Origin of the sequence: Agromyces sp. H66 (assembly GCF_004959775.1) — a bacterium.
In the GTDB taxonomy this organism is placed as follows: domain Bacteria; phylum Actinomycetota; class Actinomycetes; order Actinomycetales; family Microbacteriaceae; genus Agromyces.
The window spans coordinates 322,723-334,737 of sequence record NZ_SJZG01000002.1 but is presented as its reverse complement, the minus strand read 5'-3'; the positions used below and the strand labels follow the sequence as shown (position 1 = coordinate 334,737).

At 69.8% G+C, this 12,015-nt stretch carries 9 protein-coding genes and 1 tRNA gene; all 10 read left to right on the top strand.

Annotated elements, in window-relative coordinates; translation table 11 throughout:
* Nucleotides 1–7: 7 nt before the first annotated feature.
* The 10 genes from dnaG to EZM51_RS20465 all read left to right on the top strand — a co-directional run bounded on the left by dnaG (nt 8) and on the right by EZM51_RS20465 (nt 11,979).
* Nucleotides 8–1,888 (top strand): DNA primase, encoded by a 1,881-nt coding sequence (dnaG, locus tag EZM51_RS04860; protein WP_136707110.1) that lies wholly within the window; start codon nt 8–10, stop codon nt 1,886–1,888.
* Nucleotides 1,889–2,080: 192 nt separating this feature from the next.
* Nucleotides 2,081–3,715 carry an ABC transporter substrate-binding protein gene (locus EZM51_RS04855; RefSeq protein ID WP_136707109.1) on the top strand — a complete coding sequence of 545 codons (1,635 nt, stop codon included), beginning with the start codon at nt 2,081–2,083 and terminating at the stop codon, nt 3,713–3,715.
* Between the two features lie 135 nt (nt 3,716–3,850).
* On the top strand, nt 3,851–4,900 hold the full coding sequence (locus EZM51_RS04850) for an ABC transporter permease (protein ID WP_248305490.1): 1,050 nt from the start codon (nt 3,851–3,853) through the stop codon (nt 4,898–4,900).
* Nucleotide 4,901: 1 nt separating this feature from the next.
* A complete protein-coding gene (locus EZM51_RS04845) occupies nt 4,902–5,975 on the top strand; it encodes an ABC transporter permease (protein WP_136707107.1) in 1,074 nt (357 codons plus the stop codon).
* The gene (locus EZM51_RS04840; protein WP_136707106.1) at nt 5,972–7,660 is read left to right on the top strand and encodes an ABC transporter ATP-binding protein; all 1,689 of its coding nucleotides are present in this window, start codon (nt 5,972–5,974) and stop codon (nt 7,658–7,660) included. The genes EZM51_RS04845 and EZM51_RS04840 overlap by 4 nt, the downstream gene beginning before the upstream one ends.
* Nucleotides 7,660–8,517 (top strand): dipeptide/oligopeptide/nickel ABC transporter ATP-binding protein, encoded by an 858-nt coding sequence (locus EZM51_RS04835; RefSeq protein ID WP_136707105.1) that lies wholly within the window; start codon nt 7,660–7,662, stop codon nt 8,515–8,517. Before EZM51_RS04840 ends, EZM51_RS04835 begins: the two co-directional genes overlap by 1 nt.
* Nucleotides 8,518–8,552: 35 nt before the next feature.
* Complete coding sequence (locus EZM51_RS04830) at nt 8,553–9,524, top strand: NAD(P)-dependent oxidoreductase (RefSeq protein ID WP_248305468.1); 972 nt, start codon at nt 8,553–8,555, stop codon at nt 9,522–9,524.
* 81 nt (nt 9,525–9,605) lie between these two features.
* A tRNA-Asn gene (locus tag EZM51_RS04825) sits at nt 9,606–9,681 on the top strand.
* A gap of 234 nt (nt 9,682–9,915) precedes the next feature.
* Nucleotides 9,916–11,544 carry a LuxR family transcriptional regulator gene (locus EZM51_RS04820; RefSeq protein WP_248305467.1) on the top strand — a complete coding sequence of 543 codons (1,629 nt, stop codon included), beginning with the start codon at nt 9,916–9,918 and terminating at the stop codon, nt 11,542–11,544.
* 270 nt (nt 11,545–11,814) lie between these two features.
* Entirely contained in the window at nt 11,815–11,979 is a 165-nt protein-coding gene (locus tag EZM51_RS20465; protein WP_169053792.1) for a hypothetical protein, read from the top strand.
* The last annotated feature ends 36 nt before the right edge of the window (nt 11,980–12,015 follow it).

Below are 12,015 nucleotides of genomic sequence, written 5' to 3'. Positions count from 1 at the left end.
GAGAGCCATGGCGGGCCGGATTCGACAGAGCGATGTCGAGGAAGTCAAGGCCCGCACCAACATCGCCGACATCGTGGGCGAGCACGTGAGCCTGAAGTCGGCCGGCGTCGGCTCGCTCAAGGGACTCTGCCCGTTCCACGACGAGCGCAGCCCGAGCTTCCACGTGCGGCCACAGCTCGGCTACTACCACTGCTTCGGATGCGGCGAGTCGGGCGACGTCTACACGTTCCTGCAGCGCATGGACCACGTGTCGTTCACCGAGGCGGTGGAGCGACTCGCGGGGCGCATCGGCTTCGAGCTCCACTACGAGGACGGCGGCCAGGCCGTCGATCACGGCAACCGCGCCAGGCTCCTCGCCGCCAACCGGGCCGCCGAGCAGTTCTTCATCGAGCGCCTCGGCTCGCCCGAGGCCGAGGCTGGCCGGCGGTTCCTCGGCGAGCGCGGGTTCGACGCCGAGGCCGCGAAGCACTTCGGCGTCGGGTTCGCGCCGAAGAGCTGGGACGCGCTCACGAAACACCTGACCGCGCGCGGCTTCAGCACCGAGGAGCTCGCGGCGGCCGGCCTCGTCTCCCAGGGCGATCGCGGCGTCTACGACCGGTTCCGGGGCCGGCTGATCTGGCCGATCCGCGACGTCACCGGGCAGACCGTCGGCTTCGGCGCGCGCAAGCTCCTCGACGACGACCAGGGCCCGAAGTATCTGAACACCCCCGAGACGGCGATCTACCACAAGGCGCAGGTGCTCTACGGACTCGACCTGGCCAAGCGCGACATCGCGAAGACGCACCGGGTGGTGCTCGTCGAGGGCTACACCGATGTGATGGCCTGCCACCTCGCGGGGGTCACGACGGCCATCGCGACCTCCGGCACGTCGTTCGGCGTGGAGCACATCAAGGTGCTCCGTCGCGTGCTCGGCGACGATTCCAGCCTCGGCGAGGTCGTGTTCACGTTCGACGGCGACGCGGCCGGGCAGCAGGCCGCGATGCGCGCATTCGCCGAGGAGCAGCGGTTCGCTGCGCAGACATTCGTGGCGGTCGCCCCCGACGGTCTGGACCCGTGCGACCTGCGGCTCGCCCGCGGCGATGCGGCGGTGCGGGCCATCGTCGAGGCGAAGACGCCGATGTTCGAGTTCGTGATCCGGCACACCCTCTCGCGTTACGACCTCGAGACGGTCGAGGGGCGAGTCGCCGCGTTGCGCGCGGCGGCGCCGATCGTCGCCGAGATCCGCGATCCTTCGCTGCGCCCCGGGTACACGCGCGAACTCGCCCGCATGCTCGGCATGGAGCTCGGCGAGGTGACGCGCGCCGTTCGCTCCGCGACCGGCCGCCCCGGCACGTCCGGGGAGCGCGGTGCCTCCCGGGCTGCTCCGCCGACCGCCGGCGCACCCGAGCAACCGGCGACGGATGCCCCGCCGCGGCCGTACTCGATCACCGAGCTGCCGAACGATCCGTCGACGCGCCTCGAACGCGACGCCCTGCAGGCGATGATCCAGTCGCCCGAGGCCGTGGGCCCCGACCTCCTGCGGCAGGCGGTGGACTGCCGGTTCGGCAACGCCTCGCTCGCGGTCGTTCGCGACGGCATCGCGTCGGTGCTGGCGTCGGACGACCAGATGCTGCGAGTCGACCGGATCATCGACGAGGTGCCCGCGCCGTTCGCGGGCATCGTCCGGCAGTTGGCGGTGGCGCCGGTGCCGCAACGCACCGACGACGAGCTTTCGGCATATGCCACGGGCATCGTCGGCTCCCTCATCGACCGGGAGCTCCTGCGTCAGAAGTCGGAGCTCCTCGGCCGTCTGCAGCGCACGGACCGCACCGACACGGCGACGTTCACCATGCTGCAGCGTGCGCTCGTCGAACTCGAGACCGAGCGTCGGAGCCTGCGCGGCGATTGAGCGGCATCCGTCGTCTTCGTGCGCATCTGCGCACAGGACCTGCGGCGAAGATTGCAGATCGGTAAATATTCCTCCGCCGGGTTGGGCGGTCCTGCAAGATCCCGGGGTCGGTGTGCTAGTCCTGAGAGATACGACAGCGCGCCGCGGTGTTCCCGCGCGCGATTCAGTCCTGACAGGAAGAGGTAGACGGATATGACATCCGCATCCACGAACCGGCGCCGCGCCCTCGTCGCGGCGGCCGGTGTCTCGGTGGCCGCCCTCGCCCTCGCCGGTTGTTCGGCAGGCGGCGGCGACGACACCGGGGCGGCCGGCGGCACGCTGACGGTCGGCACGACCGACAAGGTCACGACGCTCGACCCGGCCGGTTCGTACGACAACGGCTCGCTCGCCGTGCAGACGCAGGTCTTCCCGTACCTGCTCAACACCGACTACCAGAGCACCGACGTGGTCCCCGACCTCGCCGAGTCGGCGGAGTTCACCTCCCCGACGGAGTTCACGGTGAAGCTTCCCGAGGGCCTCAAGTGGGCCAACGGCAACGACCTCACCTCCGCCGACGTGAAGTTCTCGTTCGACCGCAACCTCGCGATCGCCGACCCCAACGGCGCCTCGAGCCTGCTCTACAACCTCGACAGCGTGGACGCGCCCGACGACACCACGGTCGTGTTCAACCTGAAGGCCGAGAACGACCAGGTCTTCCCGCTGATCCTGACGAGCTTCCCGGGTGCGATCGTCGATGACGAGGTGTTCGCGGCCGACGAGCTCACCCCCGACGCCGACATCGTCGAGGCGAACGCGTTCGCCGGGCCCTACGTCATCACGAGCTACGACTTCAACAACCTCGTGTCGTTCAAGGCGAACCCCGACTACCAGGGCCTCCTCGCCGAGCCGAAGACCGAGACCGTCAACCTCAAGTACTACGCCGAGTCCTCGAACATGAAGCTCGACGTGCAGGAGGGCAACATCGACGTCGCGTACCGGAGCCTCTCCTCGACCGACATCGAGGACCTCAAGGGCAACGACAACGTGAAGGTCGTCGAGGGCCCCGGCGGCGAGATCCGCTACATCGTGTTCAACTTCGACACGATGCCCTTCGGCGCGAAGACGGCAGAGGCCGATCCCGCGAAGGCACTCGCAGTGCGTCAGGCCATGGCCGATCTCCTCGACCGCGACGAGCTCTCGGAGCAGGTCTACAAGGGCACCTACACGCCGCTGTACTCGTTCATCCCCGCCGGCCTCGCCGGCGCGATCGAGCCGCTCAAGGAGCTCTACGGCGACGGTGCGGGCGGCCCCGACGCCGACAAGGCCGCCGAGCGCCTGTCGGCCGCCGGCGTCACCACGCCGGTCGAGCTGAACCTGCAGTACTCGAACGACCACTACGGCCCCTCGTCGGCCGATGAGTACGCGCTCATCAAGGACCAGCTCGAGGCCACCGGCCTGTTCACGGTGAACCTGCAGACGACCGAGTGGGTGCAGTACTCGGAGGACCGCACCTCCGACGTGTACCCGGCGTACCAGCTCGGCTGGTTCCCCGACTACTCGGACGCCGACAACTACCTCACGCCGTTCTTCCTGACCGAGAACTTCCTCGGCAACCACTACTCGAACCCGGCGGTGGACGACCTCATCATCCAGCAGGCGTCCGAGGGCGATGTCGACGCCCGCACCGCGCTGATCGAGGAGATCCAGGAGACGGTCGCGGGAGACCTGTCGACGCTGCCGTACCTCCAGGGTGCGCAGGTCGTGGTCGTCGGCTCCGACGTGGAAGGCGCGGAGGACACGCTCGACGCGTCCTTCAAGTTCCGGTTCGCGGCGCTGTCGAAGGGCTGAGCCGACTGAACGGCTAGAGTTCTTCTACGCAAGGAACGGGTGGCCCGCTCTCACCGAGCGGGCCACCCGCATTCGAGCCCACCCGATTGGCGAACATTGACCGCAACGACGACGCCTGCCCCCGGCGCACCACCCATCCCCAGCAGACCATCGAAGTCACCGGGTGGCGGGCTCGGCCGCTACATCCTGGTGCGGGCACTGCTCATCATCCCGACGGTGTTCATCCTCGTCACCCTGGTGTTCGTGCTCATGCGCACCACGGGCGATCCGATCACCGCCGCGCTCGGCGGCCGGCTGCCGGCCGATCAGCTGCAGGAGCGCATCACCGAGGCCGGCTACGACCGCCCCCTCATCGTCCAGTACCTGGAGTATCTCGGCCAGATCTTCACGGGCGACTTCGGCACGACGATCACCGACAACCGCCCGGTCACCGAGGTCCTCCTGACCTACGGCCTGGCCACCCTCGAGCTCGTGTTCTACTCGCTCATCGTGGCCTTCGTGATCGGCATCCCGTTCGGCATGATCGCCGCGTACTTCCGCGACAAGGGCCAGGATGCCGTGCTTCGCGTCTTCGCGATCCTCGCGTACGCCACCCCGGTGTTCTTCGCGGGCCTCCTGCTGAAGCTCGTCTTCGCGGTGTGGTTGAAGGTGCTGCCCGTCGCGGGCCGCGCCTCGACGGGGCCCGAGATCCAGATGGAGGTGTTGCCGAACAACACCGGCATCTACACGATCGACGCGATCATGACGGGCGACCCCGCCGTCCTCGCCGACGTGCTCGCCCACGCCGTGCTCCCGTCCATCGCGCTCGGCCTGCTCACCGCCGGCGTCTTCCTGCGCCTCGTGCGCACCAACGTGATCGGCACGCTCTCGACCGACTACGTCGACGCGGCGCGCTCGCGCGGCGTGAGCGAGTACCGCCTCGTGCGCAAGCACGCCTACCGTCCCGCGCTCATTCCGATCATCACCGTCATGGGCCTGCAGATCGCGCTGCTCCTCGGCGGCGCGGTGCTCACCGAGACCACATTCGAATGGAAGGGGCTCGGCTTCCAGCTCGCCGAGTACCTCCAGGCTCGCGACTTCGTCGCCGTGCAGGGCATCGTCGCCCTGCTCGCCGTCATCGTCGCCCTCACGAACTTCATCGTCGACATCATCGCGGCGCTCATCGACCCGAGGGTGAGGTACTGACATGACGACCGATACCGCCATGCGCCCGCCGAAGCGGCTCCTCCGCGATCGCATCCCCGTCGTGCACCAACTCCGCCAGAGCGTCGGCCTGCAGCGCGGCATGCTCGTCGCCGGTCTCGTGCTCACGGCGTTCTTCATCCTCATCGCGATCTTCGCGCCGCTCATCGCCCCGTACGGCTTCGCCCAGCTCCGTGACGCCGAGGGCACGTTCGGCAGCCAGCGGCCGCCGTCGGGCGAGCACCTCTTCGGCACCACGGTGGGTGGCTACGACGTGCTCTCTCGCGTGATCTGGGGTGCGCAGACCGCGCTCCTCGTGATCATCATCGCGGTGCTCCTCTCGATCTTCGCGGGCGTGTTCCTCGGGCTCGTGTCGGGGTACTTCGGCGGCTGGCTCGACCGCGTCATCGTCGTCATCGCCGACGCGATCTACGCCTTCCCCTCGCTGCTGCTCGCCATCGTGATGTCGATCGTCATCTCGGGCGGTCAATCCAACCTCTGGGGCGGCGTGTTCGCGGCGGCGATCTCGATCACCGTCGTGTTCATCCCGCAGTACTTCCGGGTCATCCGCGCTGAGACCGTGCGCATCAAGGCCGAGGCGTTCGTCGAGTCCGCCAAGGTGCTGGGCGCGTCGAACGGACGCATCATGTTCCGGCACGTGCTCCGGAATGCGACGCGCACCCTGCCCCTCATCTTCACCCTCAACTCCTCCGAGGCGATCCTCACCCTCGCGGGACTCGGCTTCCTCGGCTTCGGCATCGAGCCGACCGCCGCCGCGGAGTGGGGTTACGACCTCAACAAGGCCATCGCGGATGTGTCGAGCGGCATCTGGTGGACCGCGCTCTTCCCGGGCCTCGCGATCGTGCTCGTGGTGCTCGGCATCACGCTCGTCGGCGAGAGCCTCAACGACCTCGCCGACCCGCGCCTGCGTGGCCGGCGACGCGTCGCGCAGGCCGCCGGAGTCGTCGCCGAGACGTCGGTCGTGCCAGGCGGCACGCTCACGGCCGGACCGGGCGGGCTGGCGGGCCTCGAAGACGGAGAGACGTTCGACGAGCACGGGATCGAGGTCGCGCGATGAGCACGGTGGTCAGCATCGAAGGACTGGGCGTCTCGTTCTCGACGGATGCCGGGGCGGTCAAGGCGGTCGACGGCGTCTCGCTCTCGGTGGAACGCGGCGAAGTGCTCGCCATCGTCGGCGAGTCGGGCAGCGGCAAGACCGTCACGGCGAAGACCATCCTCGGCCTGCTCCCCGAGACCGCGACGGCGAGTGGGGCCGTGCTCCTCTCCAACAAGGCCGGCACGTCCACCCACGACGTCGTCTCGCTGCCGAAGAAGGAGCTTCGCAGCATCCGGGGCACGGATGTCGCGATGGTGTTCCAGGAGCCGTCGACGGCCCTGAATCCCGTCTACCCGGTCGGCTGGCAGATCGCGGAGGGCCTGCGCGCCCACTCCGACCTGTCGGCGAAGGAGGCGCGCGCGAAGGCGATCGACATCCTCGACCGCGTCGGCATCCCCGACCCCGAGCACCGAGTCGATCACTACCCGCACCAGTTCTCGGGCGGGCAGAAGCAGCGCATCGTCATCGCGATGGCGCTCGTGCTCGACCCCGGGCTCATCGTCGCCGACGAGCCGACCACGGCACTCGACGTCACCGTCCAGGCCGAGATCCTCGACCTGCTGCGGCGCTGCCGCGACGAGTTCGGCATGGGCATCGTGCTCATCACCCACAACATGGGCGTCGTCGCCGATCTCGCCGACCGCGTCGCCGTCATGTACCAGGGAAAGGTCGTCGAAGAGGCCGATGCCGAGACGCTGTTCGCGGCGCCGCAGGCCGACTACACGAAGGCGCTGCTCGCCGCCGTGCCGTATGTCGGCACGGGCACGGCGAGCGCCGTCGCGCGCGCCGAGGCGCGGCCGGCCGACTGGGCGGCCCAGGCACCCGTGGTCGAGGCATCCGGTCTCGAGATCGTCTACCCGGGACGCTTCGGTCGCCCCGGATTCCGCGCCGTCGACGGGGTGGACTTCTTCATCCGCCCAGGTGAGGTGCTCGGCCTCGTGGGCGAGTCCGGTTCGGGCAAGACCACCATCGGCCGTGCGATCGCCGGCCTCACCAGGGTCACGGGCGGATCGCTCAAAGTGCTCGGCCACGAGATGAACGGCATGCGCGAGCGACAGTTCCGGCCGGCGCGCAGCCGCATCGGCTTCGTGTTCCAAGACCCCGCGTCGAGTTTCAATCCGCTGCTCACCATCGCCGACTGCGTCGCCGAACCGCTCGTCATCCACGGGCGCGCCGCGAACCCGGCCGCGGCCAGGAAGCGCGTCGACGAGCTCCTCGAGGCCGTGCAGCTGCCCCGCACCTACGGCGATCGATTCCCGCACGAACTCAGCGGCGGACAGCGCCAGCGGGCGAGCCTCGCCCGCGCGCTCGCGCTCGAGCCCGAGCTGCTCATCGCCGACGAGCCGACCTCGGCCCTCGACGTGTCGGTGCAGGCGCGCGTGCTCGAACTGTTCGCTGAACTCCAGCGCGAGTTCGGGTTCGCGTCGCTGTTCATCAGCCACGACCTCGCCGTCGTCGACCTGCTCGCCGACCGCATCGCGGTGCTGTACCGCGGCGAGCTCGTCGAGGAGGGTACGGGCGCCGAGGTGCTCGGCGCGCCGAGGGACCCGTACACGCAGCGGCTGCTCGCCTCGCTTCCGGTGCCCGACCCGGTCGCCCAGTCCGCCCGTCGAGAGGAACTGCGCCGGCTCCGGGAGGCGAGCTGATGCGGGGGGCCGCGCACGGGTTCCCCATCGTGCTGAGCGACCTCTCGCTCGAGTACCCGCCGCACGGGGCGAGTCCCGCGCACGTGGCACTGCGCGGGCTGACGCTGACGATCGCGCCGGGGGAGGTGCTGGGGCTCCTGGGCAGCGCCGGCAGCGGCAAGAGCACGCTCGCGAAGGTGCTCTCGGGCGCTGCGCTCGACCCGCGTGAGGCGGAGGTCAATCCGGTCATCACGGGCGGCGAGGCCACCGTGCTGGGGCTTCGGCTCCGAGGCATCCCTCGTCGCAAGCTCCCCGAGTACCGGTTCCACGTCGGGTACCTCGCCCAGAACGCGGCGGCCACGCTGCCGCCCGACCTGACGGTCGCCGAACTGGTGGGGGAGCCGATCCTCGAACGCGACCGTCGGTACAACCGCCGGGCCCTGCAGACCCGCGTGGCGACGATGGTCGACGCCGTGCGGCTGCCGCTCGGCTATCTCGACAAGTTCCCGTACGAGCTGAGCGGCGGGCAGCGCCAGCGCGTCGCGCTGGCCCGGGCGCTCGTGCTCGGTCCGTCGGTGCTCATCGCCGACGAGCCGACGGCGGGCATCGACCTCACCGTGCGCGACGTCGTGGCTCAGTTGATCGTCGAGCTCCGCGAGCAGCACACGTTCACGGCACTCATCATCAGCCACGACCTCCCGGTGCTGCGCCGCACGGCCGACCGCATCGCCGTGCTCGACCGCGGCGAACTCGCCGCGCTCGGCACGCTCGAGGAGGTCTTCCACGATCCGACCCACCCGTACGTCATGGACCTCGCAGGTGCGCTCGACGACGGGCACGCCATCATCGACGAGCTCGGGGACGGTCCGCCGCGGTGACGGATGGCCCGAGGCCGAACCCCCGGCATCGGGCCGTGCCGGGCGCGGTCGACGCCTCCGCCGGCGCGCCGACGCCCGTGCCGTCGGGGCCGATCGCGGTGCTTCCCGACGGCGACGCGGCGGTCGAGGCTGCCGTGCGGGACGCCGGCGGCACCGTGGCGGCCCTCGACGCCTCGACGCGCGGGATCGTGTGGACCGCGGCATCCGGAGCGGCGCGACTCGGTGCGGCGCTCGACGCGCACCCCGACGTCGCCTGGGTGCAGCTGCCGTGGGCGGGCGTCGACGCGTTCGCGCCGCTGCTCGAGCGTCACCGAGGCGACGGTCGCGTCTGGACGAGCGCGAAGGGCGCGTATGCGCAGCCGGTGGCCGAGCACGCGCTCATGCTCGCGCTGGCGCTGCTGCGCGAACTGCCGCGACGCGTCGTCGCGCGCTCATGGCAGCCAGACGAGCGGGGTCGCAGCCTCTACGGCGCCGAGGTCGTGATCGTCGGCGCGGGCGGCATCGCGGTGGAGCTCCTGCGCCTGCTCGCGCCGTTCGGCGTGCGCGCGACCGTCGTGCGGCGGCGCGCCGAGCCCGTCGAGGGCGCGCACCGCACGGTTCCGACGTCGGCGCTCGGCGAGGCGCTCGAGCACGCCGAGGTCGTCTTCGTCGCGGCGGCGCTCACCGGAGCGTCGCGCGGTCTCATCGGCGCCGGCGAGCTCAGTCGGATGCCTCGTGGCACGGTGCTCGTGAATGTCGCCCGCGGCGCGCTCGTCGACACCGACGCCCTCGTCGACGGGTTGCGGTCGGGCCGCCTCGGCGGTGCCGGGCTGGACGTGACCGACCCGGAACCGCTGCCCGAGGGGCATCCGCTCTGGTCTGAACCCGGATGCATCATCACGCCGCATGTGGCCGATACCGAGGCCATGACGGTGCCGCTCTTCCTCGAGCGCGTGCGGCGGAACGTCGCCGCGCTCCTCGGCGACGGCGCCTTCGAGGGCCGGATCGACCTCGATGCGGGGTACTGACGCTCGCCGCCGTTCGCGAGACGGCCTCGAATTGGGAGACCGGCCCGGCCTTTGCTAGAGTGGCTCTGCTGAAACACGCGATCCTCCATAGCTCAATTGGCAGAGCAATCGGCTGTTAACCGATAGGTTCTTGGTTCGAGTCCAAGTGGGGGAGCCACACCATTCGCACTCTGAGAACCCCGCCTTCATCGAGGCGCGCTTCACATTGATCGACGCAGTTCGATCGAACTCGGAGTTTCACCCCCGCTTTCACACTCCTGGGTCGAATCCTAGTGAGCGGGCCGGTTTCCGGCCGTGGCACTGGTCTTCTGACCATCGGGGGAGTCGCGGGATGAGTGGGAGCGCACAGATGAGTCCGCAGCAGCCGGGGACGTCGTCGCATGATGCCGCCTTGCTCGGGCCTGCCACCGACGCCGGGATGCTGACGCAGCTCCCGTCGGTGGATCCCCGGCACCTTCCGGCACTCGCGGAGACGATCGCGGCCGGTGACCTCGACGGTGCGACCGCGATCGCACGCGACGGTTGGTACGACCTGCTGCTCGGTGACCGTGCCGAGCTCCGACGAGTCCTCGAGGGGATGCCGCCCGCCGCCGTTCGCGAGCGGCCGCTGCTGTCGATGCTGCTCGGCTTGGCGTACTACGCCCACCCGTACCAGCGGGTGAAGGGCATTCGATACTTCCTCGCTGCGACGAAGGCGGCGAGCAGCGCGCGCGAGGGCGCGAGCGCAGTCGACCGGGCGCTGATCCTCGTGTCCGCGGGCGTCGCGTACCGGCTGATCGGCCGACCTGCTCGGGCCCTCGGTGCCGCACGAGCAGCGTGGCGAACGCTCCTGCAGTTGACCGAGGAGCAGCGGAGCGCAGTACCCGTCATGACGGCGGTGTTCGCGCAGCTCGGCATGACCCTGTACTTCGGAGGCCGCGTCGATGAGGCGCTCGACGCGTTCGAGCACGGGCTCGCCGAGGTGCCCGCCAGCGGCTACCGGCACGGATTCTCGAACGTCTCCATGCTGGCGGGCATCCACGGGCTGCGCGGGGAGCTTCCGGAGGCGGAGGAGTATCTGCAATTGGCCAGGGAGGACGGCTGGCCCAACGTCCTCCGCTCCACGTACTCGGGCACCTTCTATCGGATCGCCGAGGCCATCGTGGCGCTGGAACGGTTCGACACGAGCACGGCGCGAGCTCATCTCGCGTCGATGGTCCATGATCGCCGTACCATCGAGTACTGGATCGAGATCGCCATCACGGAGGCGCTCGTGGAGCTCGTCGATGGTCGGCCCGGCGCAGCGAAGGCGGGACTCGAGACGTTCGCGTCCCTCAGAAAGGGCGACGGGCGGTCTGCGGCCACTCGGGGTCGCCTGGCGCCGACGCGCGGCCTTCTGCAACTCGCCCTCGGCAATCCCGATGCGGCCAACGTCATCCTCCACCGCGACGCCGTCGCGGGGTATGCGAAGAGCATCGGCCTGGCACGCGTCGGGCTCGCGCAGGGGCGTCACGGCGCCGCGCTCCAGCACATTCGCGCGACGTCGGGCGCGGCCATGCCCGTGCGATGGCTCGCCGAGGCGATCACCATCGAGGTCGCGGCGTTGCTCCGATTCGCCGAGCGTCCGAGAACGCTCGCGCTCACCGACCATCTGGGCAGCCTGCTCGAGCGAACCGGGCAACGCGTGGCGCTCACGCTGTTGCCCGACGCCGACTTCCAGCGACTCGGCAACGCACTCGCAGACGCCGGCTTCGCGGACATCGTCTCTGCTCTCCCACCCACGTCGAGGTTTCCCGACCCCGACGCGACCACGCTCCTCACCGACCGGGAGTTCGCCGTACTGCAGGCGCTGATGAGAACCTCCTCTGCGGCGAGCATCGCGGCCGATGAGGTCGTCTCGGTCAACACCGTCAAGACCCAGCTCAAGAGCCTCTATCGAAAGCTCGGCGTCTCGTCACGCGACGAAGCCATCGCCATTGCGCTGGATCGTCATCTCATCGTCGACCATCTGCCCCCGGAGCAGCACACCTCATCTCGCTGAATGGGTCGCGCGCGATGAGATCACGTGCATGATGTCCGCGCTGATGCCCGAGAAGAACGCGTACTCCGCGCCGTTCCTGCCTCCATACCGCATGCCGGCAAGCGGGGTGAATGCGGGGTGAAACCTCCGCCCCCCGGGGCGCCGCCCAAGTAGCGTCCGAATCGGCGCACCCACGTGCGCCACGTCACGTACGGGGGGTCCGGGGTGAGTGATTCGGTGGCCGAGCCAGCGCACCAAGAGGGGCCGAGCGTGTGCCCGCGGGAACGCTCGATGCTCCGGAGCATCACCGCGATCGCATCGCCCAGCGTGGCGCCCGGCGACTCCGTCACCCACGCCGCCATCGCCATCGCCACGGGCGCGATCGTGACCGCAGTCGTCGTGCGTCGTCGCCGCCGGCACCCGACGTGCGAGGGGGTGACCCGAGCCCGCGAGTAGTCCTGAAGTCGATCCGAGTCAGTCAGCACATCATCA

Coding starts and splice junctions, on each gene's coding strand:
- dnaG (WP_136707110.1), top strand. CDS start 8: ATGGCGGGCCGGATTCGACAGAGCGATGTCGAGGAAGTCAAGGCCCGC.
- EZM51_RS04855 (WP_136707109.1), top strand. CDS start 2,081: ATGACATCCGCATCCACGAACCGGCGCCGCGCCCTCGTCGCGGCGGCC.
- EZM51_RS04845 (WP_136707107.1), top strand. CDS start 4,902: ATGACGACCGATACCGCCATGCGCCCGCCGAAGCGGCTCCTCCGCGAT.
- EZM51_RS04840 (WP_136707106.1), top strand. CDS start 5,972: ATGAGCACGGTGGTCAGCATCGAAGGACTGGGCGTCTCGTTCTCGACG.
- EZM51_RS04835 (WP_136707105.1), top strand. CDS start 7,660: ATGCGGGGGGCCGCGCACGGGTTCCCCATCGTGCTGAGCGACCTCTCG.
- EZM51_RS20465 (WP_169053792.1), top strand. CDS start 11,815: ATGCTCCGGAGCATCACCGCGATCGCATCGCCCAGCGTGGCGCCCGGC.